This window comes from Cryobacterium sp. N22, from assembly GCF_002929555.1.
GTDB lineage: Bacteria > Actinomycetota > Actinomycetes > Actinomycetales > Microbacteriaceae > Cryobacterium.
Map to the genome: position 1 here is coordinate 162,479 of NZ_PJJP01000035.1, position 17,327 is coordinate 179,805.

The window sequence follows — 17,327 nt, forward strand, 5'->3', positions numbered from 1 at the left end:
GGGCGGTGCGGGCCGCGTCGGCGGCGGTGATGGCAAGTTAACGTCGCGATCCCAGTGGGCGCTCACGACTTCCTCCTCGATCCGGACAACGCTGTCCGGATGTAACCTACCTCGGTGGCCACAAATTCCAAAGCGAACCGGGGACCGAGCGCCGGACCGGAAAACCGGCGTGCGCTCCTCGCCGCCGCGCGGGAGGTTTTTGCCGCCGACGGCTTCTCCGCGCCGCTGAGCGCCGTGGCCCGCCGGGCCGGTGTGGGCCAGGGCAGTCTCTACAGGCATTTCCCCGATCGAACCGCACTGGCGATCGCCATCTTCGACGAGAACCTCGCGCAACTCGAGACCTTCGTGGCCCGGCCGGAGAGCACCCTCGACGACCTGTTGGACCGGGTGATCGACCAGGCGCTCGCCTCGACGGCTCTCATCGATCTGGTGATGGCCGACGCCCACGATCCCCGCGCGGTGCACCTGGACGAGCGGCTCAACGCCATCGTGGCGCGCCTCCTCGTGCGCGAGCAGACGGCCGGCCGGATCGGCGAGCACGTCGTCACCGCCGATGTGATCCTCGCGGTGTCGATGCTGGCCGGGGTGCTGGCCCGCAGCGATGCCGCCGACCGTCCGGCTGTGGCCCGGCGGGCCTGGGGGCTCTTCCACGCGGCGTTCACCCCGCGCTGAGGCGCGAACGCCAGCGCACGGGAGGTGCCCCGGTGCGGACGACGGCCGCAAGGGGCTTGCGGGCGGCACCCCGCTTGCCTACGTTCGGTTGGGAGCGGGCAACGGAGGTGGGTTGTGACCGAGATCGTCGCGGCAGCCGTGCTGCTGATCGTGCTGCCGCTGGTCTTCAACGCCGCGTTCATCGGCCTCGCGATGACCTTCGACTATCCCGACATCCTGCGCCGGCCCACCGCCGAGGTGCTCGAGCGGTTCCGCCGCGGCGGCCCCCGGCTGGTGCTGCTCTGGTGGGTGTTCGCCATGACGGCGGTCCTCCTCGCGCTGCTGGCCGGGCTGCTGCCGTTCGCGTTGCTCGGCGCCGAGTCCACCCTGCTGTCCGTCGGTTCGCTCGTGGGGGTGCTGGCGGCGCTCGTGCAGTTCCTGGGCCTGATCCGCTGGCCGTTCCTGGTGCCGTACCTCGCCAGGGCAGAGGCCGAGGCGGATGCGTCGCCCGCGCGCAAAGAGTCCATCGACGTGGTCTTCCAGGCCTTCAACCGCTACCTCGGTGTGGCGGTCGGTGAACACCTGGGGCTGCTGTTCACCGGCGCCTGGAGCATTCTCGTCGGCGTCTCGATCACCCAGACCTATCTCCTGCCGGACTGGCTGGGCATCGTGGGCATCGTGGCCGGAGCGGTGCTCGTGCTGTGCTCCTTCGAGTTCGTGGGACCGTTCGAGCGCGCCGGGTGGGCGCTGGCGGCCCACCTCACCCCGGTCGCGTACGTGGTGTGGTCGCTGTGGCTGGTGGCCACCGGGGTGTTCCTGCTCCTATGAGCCGCGACCTGCCCCGCTGCGGACGACATGCCCCGCCGTGGCAGGGCAGTTCGTCCGCGGGTGGGCAACTCGGCGCCCCGGCGGCATACTGACGGCACCGGATGTCTGTGACACCTGCGGAAGGAACCCCCGTGAGCTTCTGGATCTGTGCCACCTGCGGCGTCGAGCACGCCGAGAACACCGGCGTCTGCGCCATCTGCGCCGATGAACGCCAGTGGGTGCCGGCCACCGGCCAGCGGTGGACCACGCTCCCCGACCTGCACGAGGCGGGGTACCGGGCCGACCTCCTCGAACTGGAGCCCGACCTGTTCGGCATCGAGAGCACCCCGGCCGTGGGCATCGGCCAGCAGGCCAAGCTGCTCTGCACCCCCACGGGCAGCGTGCTCTGGGACCCGATCGGCTTCGTGGACGACGACATCGCCAGCCGGGTGCTCGAACGCGGGCCGGTGCGCGCGATCGTGGCCAGCCATCCGCATATGTTCGGCGTGCAGGTGGAGTGGAGTCGGGCGCTCGGCGGCGTGCCGGTGCTGGTGGCCGAGGCCGACCTGGCCTGGCTGGCCCGGCCCGACCCGGTGATCCGGACGTGGTCGAGCCGGGTGCGTCTGCTGCCCGGAGTCACGCTGATGCAGGTGGGCGGTCACTTCCCCGGCAGCGGGGTGCTGCACTGGACGGCCGGTGCGGCGGGGCGGGGCGTGCTGCTCAGCGGCGACACCGTGTTCGCCAACCCCGACCGCACGTCGGTGAGTTTCATGCGCAGCTACCCCAACCGGCTGCCGCTGTCGGGTCCGGTGGTGGAGCGGATCGCCCGCACCCTGGAGGGCTTCGACTTCGACCGGCTGTACGGCAACTTCGACAACGTGATCGCGGCGGATGCCCGTGACGTCGTGCGCCGGTCGGCCGATCGACATTGGGGCTGGGTGCGCGGCGACTTCGACGACCTCACCTGAGGCGCGCGGCGCCGAGTTTGCTGGTCAGTCGGGTCGCGGGGTCTGCTCGGGCGGTTCGGGGAGGATGCGCAGGCCCGCCGGGGTGTTCGCCACCTGCACGAGCTCGTCGATCCAGGTGCGGTTGAGGGAAGGCTCGCGCTTGCCGGAGAACTCGAAATCGAGGGGTACCGCGGGGTTCAGCCAGATGGAGCTGTGGCCGCTGCCCGAGTCCTTCGACCTTTCCCAGGAGAATGCGAAACTTTCGCCGCGGCGCAACTTGGCCACGATCACGACCTTGAGATGCGCGAGTGTGCGGTCGTCGATCTCTACCGAGATCGCCGGCGTCCCGTAGATGAACTTGCCCATCACATTCCTCGTTTTGACTGGAGGGCCCGCACGATCCGAGTACCGGCGCGGCCCGGTGTCTCACGACGGAGTGTAGGCCGAGGCGGCCGCGCTGGCTACGACACGCGGCTCCGCCCGGCCTCAACGGTCGAACAGCCCGTCGGTGCCCTGGTCGATTTCCTCGACCGCCCTGTTGAAGTCGGCCGCGTGCGCCTCGGCCTCTGCCTCGGTCTCGGCCGATGGCTCCTTCACCGCGAGGATGTGGCTGGGCGGGAATATTGGCAGGGGAAAGAGCGCGATCTCGCCCGCGAGCGTGTCCTCCGCGACATCCGCCACATCGAGTTCGGTGGCCGGTCCGAGCACGAGAGTGTGCGTGCGGGTGCTGCCGTCGGGTTCGAGCACCTGGATGTCCACCGCGATGCTCTCCTCACCCTGGGAGTGCGCGGTGACGTAGTCGAGCAAGGCCTCCGCGACGTCGTCGCCGGTAAGGATCGTGCCGCCGGCGTAGGTGATGAGCTTCATGCCACCGACGATAACCGCGCGGCCGGGTCTTGGGAATGACCGCGGCCACACGAACGCTACGCGACGAGCGCCTGCACGGCGGCCGATCCGGCAGGCAGCACCATGTCGATCCTGGCCGCGCCCAGGTGGAGGGTGACAACGGAGGCGCCCGGGTAGGTCGGGTGCGGCACCAGCCCGATCTCATCGATCGCGGCCAGCGGAATTGTCGTGTGCGCGCAGGACAGGTCGGGGGTGTTTCCACGCACCAACCAGCCCTTGCGGCCGATTATGTGCAGCTCACGCTCGGTGCGGCAGAGCACCGCTCCGTGCAGGGTCATCGGATAGATGGCGTGCGCGACCCGACTGACCAGGCCGCCGTTGGGCGGCAGGACTTCACGGCCGTGGGCAGCGAGCAGGGTGGCCCCGAACTCGTGGCGCATCACGTCGAAGTAGGAGGTGACCAGGCCCACATCTTCCTTGCCCAGGTCGAGCAGATCGAGGTCGGCCGGCGCGGCATCCGCCTCGGGGAGCGTCACGGTCAGCGTGGGCCGCAGCGCCGCCAGCGAGAGTTCGCTCAGCACGTCGATGAGGTGGGTGATCACCTGTTCAGACGACCCGTTGTACGGCACGGTGAGGGTCTCGCCAGTGCGGGCCAGGATGTCGATGCGGCCGTCGACCAGGTCGACGGTGTCGGTGACCGCGACGACATCGCCGTAGCCGAGGGTGCGCTCGGTGTAGCCGAGGGCGCTCCCGCCGGTGTCGGGGTCCGCGCGGCTCAACACGACAAGTGTGTCAGGGGCCACGATGATCAGGTGGTCGTAGAGGTCCATCGTGGGCTGTGCGTCGCGGCGGCTGATGTTGCGGGGAACTTTGAGCACGAGCTGGCTGGTGGCGAAATCCACCGGATAGTCCCGGTACAGGCCGGGGAGCTCTGTGGCGTCGTGTACCCGGTCCACCCAGGGGCCGAAGGCATCGAATTCCGCCGATCGTGTTACATCCGTCGAACTCACTGGCCGCTTTCCGGGGCTCCGCGCCGGTGCGTGCCCCCCGCGGCCACAGTGCCGCTTTGGATCAGGCTAGACCTTCTGCGCCTCCATCCGTGACCACAGATTTCCGGGCCACTCGCGGGCCGCGCGCCAGCCGCGCTGAGGCGAATCCGCCTTCGAGACTGCTAGCACGAGCTCGGCGCTGGTTCGACATCGCCGCGCCGGATCATTCCAGAGAAGTGCACAGCTCTCTCCCCAGCTTTTCCACAGCCCAATCCACAGCCTTGGCGCGGTGATTCCGGGGTTTTCCACACCCTGTCCACAGGGTTATCCACAGGTGTGTATGGGAAAACATATTCGAACAATTGGCTGCCCTCGGTGTTCGGGCCCGCGTGCCGAGCCCTAGGAGCACGACGCGGCCGGAGCTACACTCACCGCATGGAGACGCAGCATTTCTCAATCCTGGTGAATGCGCCGGCCGCCGTCGTCTGGCAGACGATGTTCGACGCTTCCACCTACAGGCAGTGGACGAGCGTGTTCAACCCGGACTCGTACTTCGAGGGCACCTGGTTGCCCGGCAGCGAGATCCGGTTTCTCGGCAGCAATCCCGACGGTGAAATGAACGGCCTCAACGGCATGTTCGGGGTGATCACCGAACACCGTCCGTACGAGTTCGTTCTGATCGAGTACCAGGGTCAGATCGTGAACGACGTCGATGACACCACCAGCCGTGAGGCCCGGCAGCTGATCGGCGCGCGGGAGGCCTACTCCTTCAGCGAGACCGACGGGACGACGACGGTGACGATCGACGTGGACACCGCGGACACCTACGCCGAACTGTTCGGTGAGCTGTGGCCGAAGGGACTGGCCAAGCTCAAGGGCCTCGCCGAGGCCGCCGGGGCGCAGCAACGGGACCGGAGCTACACTCCCCCCATGGAAACCATGCATTTTTCAACGCAGATCAATGCCCCGGCCGAGATCGTCTGGGAGACGATGCTCGACGATGCCACCTACCGGCAGTGGACCAGCGTATTCAATCCGGGGTCGTACTTCCTCGGCAGCTGGTTGCCCGGCAGCGAGATCCGGTTTTTCGGCAACGACGAGGACGGCAAGATGGGCGGCATGGTCGGGGTGATCGTCGAGCACCGGCCGCACGAGTTCCTCTCGATCGAGTACCGCGGGCAGATCGTCAACGGCATCGAGGACACCACCAGCGACGACGCCAAGCGGCTGATCGGCACCCACGAGAACTACACGTTCGCCGAGACCGACGGGGTGACCACCCTGACGGTGGATGTGGACGTGGACGATGAGTGGGCGGGCATGTTCGGTGAACAGTGGCCCCTGAGCCTCGAGAAGCTCACCCAGCTCGCCGAGGCCGAGGTGGCCACTCGCGGTCAGCATCCGGCCGACTAGTCGGACTGATTCGTGAAGCTCAGTGTGCCGGAGCGCCGAGCTCGATGACGAACACTCCGACGGCGATGAGCACGATGCCGGCGATCATCCGCCACGTCAATCGTTCGTTGAACAAGAAGTGCGCACCGACCGCGGTCAGCGCCACTCCGGATGCGGCCCAGATGCCGTAGGCGATCCCCACCGGCATGCCGTTCGCCAGCGCCGCGGTGAGGAACGAGAACGCTGTGATGTAGAGGACCGTTACGGGAGCGATCCAGCGTTTCTTTCGCAGCCCCTCGGATGCGCGCAGGGACATCGTCGCGCCGACTTCCGTGACGATCGCACCCACCAGGAAGAGCCAGGTCATGGCGTCACCTCCGCATCCTCGGTGTGGGGAACGCCGTGTCCGGTCTCGACCAGGACCACTCCGGCGATCACGATGACGATTCCCAGACCGATCATGAAGGTGAAGGGCTCGCCGAAGATGACCGAGGCGATAACCGCGGTGAGGGCGACGCCGGCTGCGGCCCAGATGCCGTAGACGACCCCGATGGGCGTTCCCAGTCGGAGCAGGAGCGAGAGCGCAACGAATGCACCGGCGTATCCGACAACGGCCAGCACGGTCCACCAGGGATCGTCGATGGCCGCGCGCAGGGACAGCGTCGCGGTGACCTCGAGCACGATCGCGGCAGAGAGGATGAGCCACTTCTTCACCGGGAGGCCCCCTCAATGAGTCCGAGCAGGCGGCGCACGAGATCTGCGCGCTGTTCCGTCCCGATCGAGAGAATCCCCGTCGCCTCGGATATCCAGAGTCCATTCGTGGCCAACCAGACCAGGAGCAGCGGTGTCGTGTCGACACCGTCGCCGAAACCGAACCAGGTCTGCAGATACTCCAGCCACGGGGCCGACAGCTCCGGGCGGCGCACGGCCTCGGAGAACACAACGAACTCCCCCTGGGTCACCCCGCCCTCGCCCGCGAACCTCACGAATGCATGGACCCGTTCCGTCAACGTGGACTCGAGAAGCGGCACCCCGAGCACCGCCTGCAGTTCCGCCTGCCAGCGGTCGATGACGTGCTCGATCACGGCGATCATCAGCACGTCCTTGGTGGGGAAGTGGTACATCAGGCCGGCCTTGGTGAGGCCGGCCTCGTGGGCCACCGACTGATAGGTGATGTCTGCTCCGCCGACGGCGTCGACGACCCGCAGCGCGGCATCCAGAATCTCGGGGCGGGAACTTGATCTCATGCCGTAACTATACCGTACGTACGGTAGATATTGCTTACTCGCGCGGGGCCGCCTCCGAGAAGAGTCCGGTCAGCGCCGCCCACTGCAGCAGGATGACGGTCTTGCCGTCGACGATGCGGCCGTCGGCCACCATGGCCAGGGCGTCGCCGATCGGCACCTCGAGCACCTCGATGTCCTCGCCCTCCTCGGCCAGGCCGCCCCCAGAGTCGACCCGGTCGGCCGCCCCGTACGCGGCCAGATAGAAGTGCACCAGCTCGGTGACCGAGCCCGGGCTCATGTACAGGTCGAACACGTGCCGTAGTGCGCCGACCCTCACGCCGAGCTCCTCGCCGGCCTCCCGGCGGATCGCCACCTCAGGGGCGTCGTCGTCGAGCAGCCCGGCCGCGGTTTCGATGAGCATGCCGTCGGCGTGGCCGTTGACGTAGGCGGCGTAGCGGAACTGCCGGGTGAGCAGTACGGTGCGCCGGTCCGGGTCGTAGAGCAGGATGGTGGCGCCGTTGCCGCGGTCGTACGTTTCCCGCTGCTCGGTGACGACCCGGCCATCACGCCGCCGGTAGCCGAAGGTGGTGCGCCGCAGCACATGCCACCCGTCGGAGGTCACCTCCACCCGCTCGACACTGACGGCCGGGTTGCCGTGCAGGCCGGCGCCGACCTGGTCCAGGCCGGTACGCCCCCGACCGTCCGGCAGGTCGACGCCGAGTCGCCCGAGTGCGACCGGGGTCACCGGTGCTCCGGCGCTTCGGCGATGCCGGGGATCTCGGCCAGGCTGGTGTACACCGGGATGCCCCGGCGTCTGGCGATGGCGACGTCCTGGTCGGCGCCGCGGGAGTCGCCGGGCAGCCGCAGGACACCGTCGCACCTCTCGAGCAGGCGTTCGGCCGTGGGATACATCACCCCGGCGGCCAGCGGATGGGCCACATCCGTCACCCCGGCGCTGGCGAGCACCGGCAACGCCACCCACTCGCCGATCATCGGCAGGTGCCCGGCCTGGAAGATCGGCCAGGCCGCCTCCTCGAGGCGGTCGAGGTTCTGGCGGAGGAGCACGGGGTCGTCGCCGGTGCCCGAACGGTAGGGGCCGGCGATGAGGATCATCAGGGAGCTGGTCATGTCCGCTACAGTAGTACAACGTGCAGAAACGTGAACAAGTCGGAAGGAATGTGGAATGCTCGCAGCGGAACGCCAGGCCCTCCTGCTCAACCGGCTTGCCCAGGACGGCAAGGTCGTGGCCAAGGAGATCGCCGCGGAACTAGGACTCTCCGACGACAGCGTGCGCCGTGACCTGCGCGAGCTCGCCGCCGCGGGCCTGTGCCAGCGGGTCTACGGCGGCGCCCTGCCGGTGTCGCCCGCAGCGGCGCAGTATGCCGAGCGCACGCTCGTGGAGCCCGACAGCAAGGACCGTGTCGCCGCGCGTGCGGCCCGGCTGATCGTGCCGGGCAGCACCGTGATCCTGGACGGTGGCACGACCACCCTCGCGGTGGTGCAGGCGCTGCCACCGACCCTGATCTGCACGATCATCACCCACAGCCCCACGATCGCCGCCGCACTGGTGCCCCACGAGGGCATCGAGGTGTTCCTGCTGGGCGGCCGGCTGTTCAAGCACTCCGCGGTGACCTGCGGCGCCGCCGCGGTCGAAGCCGCCCAGGCGATCACGGCAGACCTGTTCTTGCTCGGCGTCACCGGGGTACACCCCACCGCCGGCCTGACCACCGGCGACGTGGAGGAGGCTGCGATGAAACGCGCCCTGGCGGGCCGGGCGGCCGACACCTACGTGCTGGCGAGCGCCGAGAAGATCGGGGTGGCCTCGCCCTACCGGGTGCTGCCGTTCGGCGAGATCGCGGGCATCATCACCGACACCGCGGCCGGCGATCGAACCCTTGCCGAGCTGCGCGACGCCGGCGTCAGCATCCTGACCACCGGCGACTGACCGCAGGCGGCCGCCGGATGCGGGTGGCCGCGCGCGCCATTCGGCCGCAACAGTGCCCCGTGCGGACAATTGCGCCCGGCGCACCGGGCGCAATAGTCCGCAGCGGGAACAGTTAGGCCTGGCCTGGCGCCGGGCGGGGCGGCTTGCCGGGACTGGCGGCAGGCACAAAAGGCTCAGAGGGAGTGGCGGCAGCGGGCACTGCGGCATTGGGCACTGCGGTGTCGGGCGGTGTGATGTCGGGCACGGCGGTGTCGGGCACGGCGGCTTCGGGCACACCGACGGTGAGCCGGCGGACGCTGCGGACGGAGAGCGCCGCGAGGCTCGCGACCACGATCACGGCGGCGCAGCCGAGCAACACCGGCGTGGTTCCCCAGAGGTGCGCGAGCGGTCCCACCAGGATCTCCCCCACCGGGATGGCGATGAACGAGCCGACGGCGTCGTAGGAGTACACCCTGGCGAGCTTGGCCGGCGGGATGTTCTGCTGCAGCGACTGGTCCCAGGCCACCCCGAACTGCTCGATGGCCACCCCGCCGAGAAGGAACGCGATGACGAGCAGCGGAACCAGCGGCACCATCGCGAGTCCCACGATGGGCAGGGCGGTGACCGCGACCAGGCCCACCCCGATGCCCAGGGCGTGCCGCGGCCGCCAGCGCAGGGCGAGCAGCCCACCGAGCGCCAGGCCCACGGTTTCGGCGGCGATGATCAGTCCCCAGGCGGCGCGGCCGAAGCTGTCGTCGGCCACGAGCGGGCCGAGCACCGCGATCGCCCCCACGAATGCGGCGTTCACGAGGGCGAATTGGGCCACGACCACCCACACCCAGGTGCGGCTGGAGAACTCCTGCCAGCCCTCGCGCAGCTCACGGAGCACGCTGCTGGCCGGGACGGCAGCGTCGACGGTGCGTGGCGCGTTCGGCGTGCGCACGAATGCGAAGACGATGCCGGCCAGGGCAAAGGATGCGGCGTTGAGCGCGAGCCCCCAGCCCGGGCCGACCGCGGCGATCAGGATCGCGCCGAGGCTGGCGCCGAGGATCGCGCCGCCGTTGAGGCTCAGCCGCAGCAGCGCATTGGCCGGTCGCAACTGGGCCACCGGCACGGTCTGCGGCACGATCGCGGCCGAGGCCGGAAAGCTGACGGCGGCCACGGCCCCGTTGAGGACGCTGAGGATCACGAGCAGCGGGATCGTGGCCGAGCCCGACAGGACGAGGGCGGCGACCCCGGCCTGGGTGGCGGCCGCCGCGAGGGAGGTGCCGACGAGCAGCAGGTGCTTGGGCAGCCGGTCGGCGATCACCCCGCCGAACAGCAGCACGGCCACGTTGGCGATGGACCGGCTCGCCACCACGATGCCGAGGTCCACGGCGGATCCGGTGAGGTCGAGCACCGCGAAGGCGAGGGCGATCGGGGCGGCGGCGTTGCCCAGGGTGGCGATGGTGCGGGCGGTGAGCAACCAGCGGAAGGGGGCGAACGCGAACGGGCCGGCACCGCCCGGGGCGCGGTCACGCGCCGTTCGCCCCCGAGATGCCATGGGTTGAGTCAACCACGCCGGTCGGGCGGCCCGCCCCGACCGCCTTTTGGGGCACGTGCACCCGATGCGGACATCTGGCCCCGGTGTGCCGGGTGCACAAGTCCGCAGCGGGACCAGTTGCGGCCGGCGAGGCGCGAGGCGGCGCGGACCCGGGCTATTCGCTCAGGCCGAAGCGGGTGTGGATGGGGGCGGTCCAGCGCGGGGCCCACCAGAGGACGCGCTCGAGGGAGGTCATGACCGCGGGCACGAGCACGATCCGCACCAGCGTCGCATCCAGCAGCACCGCCACGGCCAGGGCGGTGCCGATCTGTTTCATCTGCATCAGCTCACCGGTGGCGAAACCCGCGAAGACCAGCACGATGATCAACGCGGCCGAGGTGATGATGCGGCCGGAGCTCTGCAGACCGGTCTCGATGGACAGGCGGGTGCTCTCGCCGCGGTCGTGGTGCTCCTTGATGCGGGCGAGCAGGAACATTTCGTAGTCCATGGCGAGGCCGAAGCCGAAGGTGAGCACCAGGGTGAGCACGAGGGCGTCGACCCCGGAGATCGTGTCGGGGTCGAAGTTGAGCAGGCCCGACAGGTTGCCCTCCTGGAACCCCCACACCAGGATGCCGGCGGCCGCGCCCAGGGAGATTGCGCTGATCACCAAGGCGGTGAGCGGGATGATCACCGATCCGGTCATCAGGAACAGCAGCACGAAGGTGGCCAGGGCGATGATGAGTACCGCCCAGGGCGCCCCGTTGGCCAACGAGTCGAGGTAGTCCACGGCCTGCGCGTCGGCGCCGCCGACCCAGTTGTCGAAGGCCGGCCGGTCGGCGCGGATCTGGCGCACCACGTCGGTGCCCTCGTGAGTGTCGACGGCGACCCTGGACACCCAGTAGCCGTTCGTCTCGACCGGCGGCGCGACATCCGTCACCCCGGGCAGGGTGGCGACCTCGGTGGCCCAGGCGGTCGCTCCGGCCTCGTCGGTGCTCGACACCAGCTGCACCCGGGGTGCTGTGGCCAGCGGGAACTCCTCGTTCAGGGTGGTGATGAAGTCGTACTGGCTGGACGAGGGCGGGATGGCGTCGTCGGCGCTGTTGGCGACCGTCATCGACAGCACCGGGCTGCTCAGCAGCAGCAGCACGGCGGTGCCGCCGAGCGCGACGAGCACCGGCGCCCGCTGCACGAGCCGGGCCAGCTTGGAGAAGACGCCTTCCTCCGGCGCGATGTCACCGAAGCGGGTGAGCCACCGGCCGACTCCGGGGATGCGGGTGAGCACGCCGGGCTGCACCAGCCGTTCGCCGAGGTAGCCGAGCAGCGCCGGGACCAGGACCAGCGCGGTGAGGATGGCGATGAGCACCACGCAGATCGCCCCGATGGCGATCGCCCGGATGATCGACGGTTCGAACACAAGCAGGCCCGCCGTCGCGATCGCGAAGGTCAGCCCGGAGAACAGCACCGTGCGGCCGGCCGTGTTGACCGTGCTGCCCACGGCCTGGAGCATCAGTTCGTGACGGCTGTGCCGGTGGTGGGGCAGGGTGGCCAGCTCCCCGGTCTCAAGCGGCGGCAGGTCCAGGAACGGCTCCCCGTGCGGTCCAGGTGGGGCGCCGGGGCCGCCGCCGCCCACCCGCGCCCGGAACTCCTCCCGGAACCGGCTGACCATCAGCAGCCCGTAGTCGATCGAGAGTCCGAGCCCGATCACGGTGATCACGTTCATCACGGTGATGCCGATGTCCATCAGATAGGTGAAGGCGTAGAGCATCCCGAGCGCGCCGATGATCGACGCGATGGCGCCGACCAGCGGGATGCCGGCCGCGAGGAAGCCGCCGAAGATGATCAGCATCACCAGCAGCGCGATCGGCAGGGCGATCAGTTCGCCCTTCTGCAGGTCGGCCTCGGCAACGGCGACGAGCGACTCCACGATCAGGGGCGTTCCGCCGACCTCCACCTGGGCATTCGGGTCGAGCTGGCCGATCTCGTCGGCGGCCACCTGGAGGCGGCGTTCCACATAGGTGAGCAGCGGGTCGCTGACGGTTCCGTCGGTGGTGTCCATGGCCACGGTCAGGAGCATCCCCGCGCCGTCGGCGGAGAGCAGCGGTGCCGCCGCCGGATTGGGGCTGCCGTCGGGCAGCGGCGGGATGACGAGAGGGTTGACCACCTGACTGACCCCGTCGACCTGCTCGAGCCGCAGGGTGGCGGAATTGAGGATCGCGGCGAGGTCGGGCGAGCCGAGGTCGGTGGGGTGCACAAGCAGCGAGAGGGACTCGGTCTGCTGGTCGGCCGGGCCCTCGATCAGGTCGTTGGCGGTTTGCGCCTCGCCCTCCACCGACGGGCCCGCGCTGGACAGGCGCTGAAAGAGGCTCTCGCCGGTGACGCCGAGCAGGGCCGTAGCCAGGCAGGCGGCGAGCGCCACCACCCAGCACAACAGGGCGATGAGTCGGTGGCGGGCGACGCTCACGCCCAGTTTTCGCAACATGGCGGGTCATTCCTCAGCTAGTGGATGCGCACCCGCTGCGCCCGGATGCGCCGGGCCCCCGGCCCTACCGCGGCCAAACTACTCCCGTCGGGGGCCCGTGGCGGGTCTGGGTAGGCAACTCACCCGGTTTCGACAGGCTCAACCGGCGGGCCCGGGCGCGACCCGGGGTTCGGGCTCACCGACCGGGCGCCACCGGGGGTTCCGGCGCGACCGGCCCGACGGGGCTACCCTGACCCACATGGCCGCATTGGCGAAGACAATCCCACTCGAGCAGTACTTCGCGGGGCGCGATCCGCTCGCGCGAACGCTCTTCGACGCCGTCACCGCGGCCGTCGTGTCGATCGGTGACGCCGAGGTTCGCGTGACGGCGAGCCAGATCGCGTTCCGCCGGCAGCGATCCTTCGCGTGGACCTGGCTGCCGGGCCAGTACCTCTCCGGCAGCGTGGCCCCGCTCGTGCTCACGGTCGACCTGGACCGGTTCGACACCTCCTCGCCGTGGAAGGAGGTGGTCGAGCCCACCCTCAACCACTTCATGCACCACCTCGAGCTGCACTCAGCGGACGACCTCGACCCCGGCGTGCTCGCCTGCCTGCGCGAGGCCTGGGCCAAGGCCGGCTGAGCGCCGGCGACCTCAGTCGCTTCCGCCGAGTTCCTCCCCGGCCGCGCGGGCCTCGCCGTCCTCCTCGGCCACCCGGCCGGCCTGCAGGCGAACCACCCGGTCGGAGCGGCGAATCACCTCGGGGTCGTGGGTGGCGCAGACGACCGCGACGCCCCTCGCGGCCTCCGCGCGGATGGCCAGGTCGATGAGCAGAAGTGCGTCGCCGTCGAGCCCGGCGGCGGGCTCGTCGAGCAACAGCACATCCGCCCGCTGGGCGAGGCCCTGGGCGACCATGGCACGCTGCCGCTGGCCGCCGGAGAGCTCGCCGAGCGAGCGCCGCTCGAGGCCGGCCAGGCCGAGTGCCTCGATGCTGACAGCGATGATGTCGCGGTCGACGCCCGAGAGCGGCCGCCACAGGCCGCGGTGCGCCCAGCGGCCCATGCTCACGGTCTCGAGCACGGTGAGCGGCAGTGTGTCGGGGGCGGCGCTCTGCTGCACCACCAGAGCGATCCGGCCGGCTTGCGCCGCGAGGCGTTCACCGCCCTGCCACGGCTGGATGCCGGCCAGCACGCCGAGCAGGGTGGACTTGCCCGACCCGTTGGCACCGGCCAGGGCGGTCACCCGGCCCGACCGGATCGTGGCCGACACGCCGTCCAGGGCCACGGTTCCGCCGTGGACCACCCGGATCTGCCGGAGGGTGATCCGGGCCGGAATTACGGGGATCTGACGGGGGTTCGGCGTGGGCTGCATGACCCCACCGTATCAATAATGAGAACCATTATCAGTTAGAGTCGCTGTCATGACCTGGCTCACCGACCCGCTCTCGGCGGATTTCATGCTGCGCGCCCTCCTCGGCGGCGTGCTCGTGGCCGCGATTTGCGCGGTTGTGGGCACCTGGGTGGTCGTGCGGGGCATGGCCTTTCTCGGCGAGGCGATGGCTCACGGCATGCTGCCCGGGGTGGCGCTCGCTTCGCTGCTGGGCCTGCCGGTGATCGTGGGCGCGGCCGTGAGCGCCATGGTGATGAGCCTGGGCGTCGGCCTGATCGCGCGCCGCGGCCGGCTCTCCTCCGACACCAGCATCGGGCTGCTCTTTGTGGGGATGCTCGCCCTCGGCGTGATCATCGTGTCGCATTCGCGCAGCTTCGCCGTCGACCTCACCGCGATCCTGTTCGGCGACGTGCTCGCCATCGACACCGGCGACCTGGCCGGCCTGGCCGCCGCCCTCGGGGTGACCGTGCTCGTGGCCGCGCTGTTCCACCGGGCCTTCGTGGCGCTGGCCTTCGATCCCCGGCTCGCCCGCACCCTGGGCCTGCGCCCACGCCTGGCGCAGGTCATGCTCGTCGGCCTGGTCACCCTGGCCGTGGTCGCCTCCTACGGCGCCGTCGGCTCCCTGCTCGTGGTGGGACTGCTGCTCGCGCCGGCCGTCGCGGCCGGGCACTGGGTGCGCCGCATCCCCGCGATCATGCTGCTCGCCGCCCTGCTCGGGGCCACGGCCGTGCTCGGCGGGCTCCTCGTCTCCTGGCACGCCGGCACGGCCGCTGGCGCCACGATCGCCGCCGCATCCGTGACCCTCGTCGCCGTGTCGGCCAGCGGGCGCCGTCTCGTAGCCCTTGTCCGGGCACGCGCCGGGGCGCCCCCGGCCGCGCCCTCCACCGCCGTCCTGACCGCGCCTGACCAGAAAGACGCCATTGTCGCCCTCTAATCCCCTCGCCACCCGAACCATCGGGTCCCTGCTCGCCGTCGCCACCATTCTGGGCGCGACCGCCTGCGCCAGCCCCGCCGCCGGCCCGGCCACCACGCCACCGGCGAGCGCCGTGCCGCACGGCTACGTGGCCGGCGCCGCCGAGATGGCCGAACCACAACTGCACCTCGCCACGGTCAACACGGCCGGCAGCCTCGCGTTGCTCGACCTGCTGGATGGCACCTCCAGCCCGGTCACCACCCTCGACCAGGTGAGCGGCCTCTCCACCGACGGGCGCTTCGTTTTCGCCGCGGCCGCCGGGCCAGGCACCGTCACGATCGTGGACAGCGGCGCCTGGACCGTGGACCACGAAGACCACCAGCACTACTACCGGGCCGGACCTGCCGTCGTCGGCACCGTCACCGGCACCGGGACCGGCGTCGTATCCGCCGGCGGCACCCTCACCACCGTGCGCTTCGCCGACTCCGGCACCGGCCTGCTCCTGGACGCCCACGACCTCGGCGACGGCACCGTCACCGAGCTCGCCCGCATCGAGGGCGAGCCCGGCGCCGGCGTTCTGGTTCCGTTCGGTGACCGGGTGATCACCGGCCGTACGGATGCGCCGGGCAGCACCGCGAACGGAATCGACGCCGTGCAGGTGCTCGAGGCGTCTGGCGACCCGGTCGCCGGAGCAACCGCGGACTGCGCCGAGCTCTCCGGCACGATCACCACCTCCGTCGGGGTGGTGTTCGGCTGCGCCGACGGCGCCCTGCTGGCCACCGCGGGCACGGGTACTGACGGTGGCACCGACGCGAGCACCGACGCCGCCGCCGCGATCGCCTTCGAGCGGATTCCCTTCCCCGACGGCGTCGCAGCCGCGGACCGGGCCGTGGAGTTCCGCAACCGGGCCGGCCGGCCCACCGTGGCCGCCGTCGCCGGCGACAGCGGTGCCTGGCTGCTCGACACCCGGGAACGCCGCTGGTCGAGGCTGGGGACCGACACCCCGTTGCTGCAGGTCACGGCGGTCGACGACGACGCCGAGCACGTTGTGGCCCTCGCCAGGGACGGCCGGGTGCTCGTGCTCGAGGCCACCACCGGCCGCACCCTCGCCGCGACCGAGCCGCTGCTGCCCGCCACCCTCGCGGCCGCCGCGAACGGTGCCGCGGCCCTGCTCGACGGCGTCGAACTCACCGTGGACGCCGGCCGGGCCTACCTGAACGCCCCCACCGACGGGGTGGTCTACGAAATCGACTTCGCCGACAGCGCTCGTATCGCCCGGAGTTTCCCCATCGACGGCGAACCACGCTTCCTCGCCGAGACGGGGCGGTAGGCCGATGCGCTCGATCCGCCCCTTCACCCTGGCCCTCGCCGGCGCACTGACCCTGGGCACCCTCACCGGCTGCGCCGCCCCGGCCGCCGGCCGGCCGCTGATCGTGGTGACCACCAACATCCTCGGCGACGTCGTGCAGAACCTCGTGGGCGAGCAGGCGGAGGTGCTCACCCTGATGCGCCCGAACTCCGACCCGCACTCCTTTGAGATCTCGGCACAGGAGGCCGCGCGGATCCTCCGCGCCGACCTCATCGTGTCCAACGGCCTCGGCCTCGAGGAGGGGCTGCAGCAGCAGCTCGACGCGGCCGACGCAGCCGGGGTGCCGATGCTCGCCGCGGGCACGGTGATCGACCCGCTGCCCTATGCCGCCGGCAGCGACACCGCTGACCCGCACTTCTGGACCGATCCGGCCCGCATGATCGAGGTCGTCGAGGCGGTGGCAGCGGCCGTCCAGGCCGACGTCGCGGGCGCCGATGCCGCCGCGATCGAGGCGCAGGCGGCGGCCTATGCGACCGAGCTGCGCGCCCTCGACGCCGAGATGACCACGGCCTTCGCCGCCATCGGGGCCGAGCACCGCAACCTGGTCACCAACCACCACGTGTTCGGCTACCTGGCCGACAGGTTCGACTTCACCGTCGTGGGCGCCGTGATCCCCGGTGGCTCCACACTCGCCGCACCCAGCGCCTCCGACCTGCAGAGCCTCGTCGACGCAATCGACGCCGCCGGCGTCACCACCATCTTCGCCGAGTCCTCCCAGCCCGACCGGCTTGTGCAGGTGCTCGCCGACGAAGCCGGCCTCGAGGTTGCCGTGGTGGAGCTCTTCACCGAATCACTCAGCGAACCCGGCGCCGGCGCCGACAGCTATCTCACCATGATGCGCACCAACACCCAGCGCATCGCCACCGGGCTCTCCCCCTGACGGGGCGCCCTTCAAC

20 protein-coding genes are annotated in these 17,327 nt (G+C 70.4%); 9 read left to right on the forward strand and 11 right to left on the reverse strand.

Going from position 1 to position 17,327, the window contains the following annotated elements:
* The first annotated feature begins 114 nt into the window (after positions 1-114).
* From CXY76_RS11075 to CXY76_RS11085, 3 genes are all read left to right on the forward strand, one after another.
* Positions 115-672, forward strand: a complete 558-nt coding sequence (locus CXY76_RS11075; protein WP_104164410.1) for a TetR/AcrR family transcriptional regulator — start codon at positions 115-117, stop codon at positions 670-672.
* A 114-nt stretch (positions 673-786) separates the two neighbouring features.
* Positions 787-1,479, forward strand: a complete 693-nt coding sequence (locus CXY76_RS11080) for a DUF4386 domain-containing protein (protein WP_104164412.1) — start codon at positions 787-789, stop codon at positions 1,477-1,479.
* A gap of 131 nt (positions 1,480-1,610) precedes the next feature.
* Positions 1,611-2,426 carry an MBL fold metallo-hydrolase gene (locus CXY76_RS11085; RefSeq protein ID WP_104164414.1) on the forward strand — a complete coding sequence of 272 codons (816 nt, stop codon included), beginning with the start codon at positions 1,611-1,613 and terminating at the stop codon, positions 2,424-2,426.
* Positions 2,427-2,450: 24 nt separating this feature from the next.
* On the opposite strand, the gene CXY76_RS11090 is transcribed toward CXY76_RS11085, so the two are convergent.
* From CXY76_RS11090 to CXY76_RS11100, 3 genes are all read right to left on the reverse strand, one after another.
* Positions 2,451-2,771, reverse strand: coding sequence for an ATP-dependent DNA ligase (locus tag CXY76_RS11090; protein ID WP_104164416.1), 321 nt, complete (start codon positions 2,769-2,771; stop codon positions 2,451-2,453).
* A gap of 120 nt (positions 2,772-2,891) precedes the next feature.
* A complete protein-coding gene (locus tag CXY76_RS11095) occupies positions 2,892-3,272 on the reverse strand; it encodes a hypothetical protein (protein ID WP_104164418.1) in 381 nt (126 codons plus the stop codon).
* 56 nt (positions 3,273-3,328) lie between these two features.
* Positions 3,329-4,261, reverse strand: coding sequence for a hypothetical protein (locus CXY76_RS11100; RefSeq protein ID WP_146073437.1), 933 nt, complete (start codon positions 4,259-4,261; stop codon positions 3,329-3,331).
* A gap of 414 nt (positions 4,262-4,675) precedes the next feature.
* On the opposite strand from CXY76_RS11100, the gene CXY76_RS11105 reads away from it, so the two are divergent.
* Positions 4,676-5,653, forward strand: coding sequence for an SRPBCC family protein (locus CXY76_RS11105; RefSeq protein ID WP_104164422.1), 978 nt, complete (start codon positions 4,676-4,678; stop codon positions 5,651-5,653).
* 19 nt (positions 5,654-5,672) lie between these two features.
* Here CXY76_RS11105 and CXY76_RS11110 read toward each other — a convergent pair whose 3' ends face one another.
* From CXY76_RS11110 to CXY76_RS11130, 5 genes are read right to left on the reverse strand one after another with little or no spacing between them, the layout of a single operon-like run.
* Positions 5,673-5,999 (reverse strand): multidrug efflux SMR transporter, encoded by a 327-nt coding sequence (locus CXY76_RS11110; RefSeq protein WP_104164424.1) that lies wholly within the window; start codon positions 5,997-5,999, stop codon positions 5,673-5,675.
* A complete protein-coding gene (locus tag CXY76_RS11115; protein WP_104164426.1) occupies positions 5,996-6,346 on the reverse strand; it encodes a multidrug efflux SMR transporter in 351 nt (116 codons plus the stop codon). Before CXY76_RS11115 ends, CXY76_RS11110 begins: the two co-directional genes overlap by 4 nt.
* Positions 6,343-6,879, reverse strand: a complete 537-nt coding sequence (locus CXY76_RS11120; RefSeq protein ID WP_104164428.1) for a TetR/AcrR family transcriptional regulator — start codon at positions 6,877-6,879, stop codon at positions 6,343-6,345. Before CXY76_RS11120 ends, CXY76_RS11115 begins: the two co-directional genes overlap by 4 nt.
* A 34-nt stretch (positions 6,880-6,913) precedes the next feature.
* Complete coding sequence (locus tag CXY76_RS11125; RefSeq protein ID WP_104164430.1) at positions 6,914-7,603, reverse strand: NUDIX domain-containing protein; 690 nt, start codon at positions 7,601-7,603, stop codon at positions 6,914-6,916.
* A complete protein-coding gene (locus CXY76_RS11130; RefSeq protein WP_233199712.1) occupies positions 7,600-7,986 on the reverse strand; it encodes a DUF4406 domain-containing protein in 387 nt (128 codons plus the stop codon). Before CXY76_RS11130 ends, CXY76_RS11125 begins: the two co-directional genes overlap by 4 nt.
* Positions 7,987-8,041: 55 nt before the next feature.
* Between CXY76_RS11130 and CXY76_RS11135 the strand changes: the two genes are divergently transcribed.
* Entirely contained in the window at positions 8,042-8,803 is a 762-nt protein-coding gene (locus CXY76_RS11135; protein WP_104164432.1) for a DeoR/GlpR family DNA-binding transcription regulator, read from the forward strand.
* A gap of 112 nt (positions 8,804-8,915) precedes the next feature.
* Here CXY76_RS11135 and CXY76_RS11140 read toward each other — a convergent pair whose 3' ends face one another.
* Both CXY76_RS11140 and CXY76_RS11145 read right to left on the reverse strand, forming a co-directional pair.
* Positions 8,916-10,325 (reverse strand): MFS transporter, encoded by a 1,410-nt coding sequence (locus CXY76_RS11140; protein ID WP_104164434.1) that lies wholly within the window; start codon positions 10,323-10,325, stop codon positions 8,916-8,918.
* A gap of 154 nt (positions 10,326-10,479) precedes the next feature.
* Positions 10,480-12,783 carry an MMPL family transporter gene (locus CXY76_RS11145; protein ID WP_104164436.1) on the reverse strand — a complete coding sequence of 768 codons (2,304 nt, stop codon included), beginning with the start codon at positions 12,781-12,783 and terminating at the stop codon, positions 10,480-10,482.
* 238 nt (positions 12,784-13,021) lie between these two features.
* On the opposite strand from CXY76_RS11145, the gene CXY76_RS11150 reads away from it, so the two are divergent.
* A complete protein-coding gene (locus CXY76_RS11150; RefSeq protein ID WP_104164438.1) occupies positions 13,022-13,402 on the forward strand; it encodes a DUF5655 domain-containing protein in 381 nt (126 codons plus the stop codon).
* Between the two features lie 12 nt (positions 13,403-13,414).
* On the opposite strand, the gene aztA is transcribed toward CXY76_RS11150, so the two are convergent.
* Positions 13,415-14,131 carry a zinc ABC transporter ATP-binding protein AztA gene (gene aztA, locus CXY76_RS11155; RefSeq protein ID WP_104164440.1) on the reverse strand — a complete coding sequence of 239 codons (717 nt, stop codon included), beginning with the start codon at positions 14,129-14,131 and terminating at the stop codon, positions 13,415-13,417.
* Positions 14,132-14,180: 49 nt separating this feature from the next.
* Here aztA and aztB point away from each other — a divergent pair, with 49 nt between their 5' ends.
* The 3 genes from aztB to aztC are packed head-to-tail and all read left to right on the forward strand — an operon-like array spanning position 14,181 to position 17,311.
* The gene (gene aztB / locus CXY76_RS11160) at positions 14,181-15,083 is read left to right on the forward strand and encodes a zinc ABC transporter permease AztB (RefSeq protein ID WP_104164442.1); all 903 of its coding nucleotides are present in this window, start codon (positions 14,181-14,183) and stop codon (positions 15,081-15,083) included.
* Positions 15,070-16,392 carry an ABC transporter gene (locus CXY76_RS11165; protein WP_104164444.1) on the forward strand — a complete coding sequence of 441 codons (1,323 nt, stop codon included), beginning with the start codon at positions 15,070-15,072 and terminating at the stop codon, positions 16,390-16,392. The genes aztB and CXY76_RS11165 overlap by 14 nt, the downstream gene beginning before the upstream one ends.
* A 4-nt stretch (positions 16,393-16,396) precedes the next feature.
* Positions 16,397-17,311: a zinc ABC transporter substrate-binding protein AztC gene (aztC, locus tag CXY76_RS11170; protein ID WP_104164446.1), complete on the forward strand. Its 915-nt coding sequence runs from the start codon at positions 16,397-16,399 to the stop codon at positions 17,309-17,311.
* Positions 17,312-17,327 lie beyond the last annotated feature (16 nt).

Excerpts from the sequence above, each read along its gene's own strand:
- CXY76_RS11090 (WP_104164416.1), bottom strand. The coding sequence starts at position 2,771 with ATGGGCAAGTTCATCTACGGGACGCCGGCGATCTCGGTAGAGATCGAC.
- CXY76_RS11095 (WP_104164418.1), bottom strand. The coding sequence starts at position 3,272 with ATGAAGCTCATCACCTACGCCGGCGGCACGATCCTTACCGGCGACGAC.
- CXY76_RS11105 (WP_104164422.1), top strand. The coding sequence starts at position 4,676 with ATGGAGACGCAGCATTTCTCAATCCTGGTGAATGCGCCGGCCGCCGTC.
- CXY76_RS11110 (WP_104164424.1), bottom strand. The coding sequence starts at position 5,999 with ATGACCTGGCTCTTCCTGGTGGGTGCGATCGTCACGGAAGTCGGCGCG.
- CXY76_RS11120 (WP_104164428.1), bottom strand. The coding sequence starts at position 6,879 with ATGAGATCAAGTTCCCGCCCCGAGATTCTGGATGCCGCGCTGCGGGTC.
- CXY76_RS11130 (WP_233199712.1), bottom strand. The coding sequence starts at position 7,986 with ATGACCAGCTCCCTGATGATCCTCATCGCCGGCCCCTACCGTTCGGGC.
- CXY76_RS11135 (WP_104164432.1), top strand. The coding sequence starts at position 8,042 with ATGCTCGCAGCGGAACGCCAGGCCCTCCTGCTCAACCGGCTTGCCCAG.
- CXY76_RS11140 (WP_104164434.1), bottom strand. The coding sequence starts at position 10,325 with ATGGCATCTCGGGGGCGAACGGCGCGTGACCGCGCCCCGGGCGGTGCC.
- CXY76_RS11145 (WP_104164436.1), bottom strand. The coding sequence starts at position 12,783 with ATGTTGCGAAAACTGGGCGTGAGCGTCGCCCGCCACCGACTCATCGCC.
- CXY76_RS11150 (WP_104164438.1), top strand. The coding sequence starts at position 13,022 with ATGGCCGCATTGGCGAAGACAATCCCACTCGAGCAGTACTTCGCGGGG.
- aztA (WP_104164440.1), bottom strand. The coding sequence starts at position 14,131 with ATGCAGCCCACGCCGAACCCCCGTCAGATCCCCGTAATTCCGGCCCGG.
- aztB (WP_104164442.1), top strand. The coding sequence starts at position 14,181 with ATGACCTGGCTCACCGACCCGCTCTCGGCGGATTTCATGCTGCGCGCC.
- aztC (WP_104164446.1), top strand. The coding sequence starts at position 16,397 with ATGCGCTCGATCCGCCCCTTCACCCTGGCCCTCGCCGGCGCACTGACC.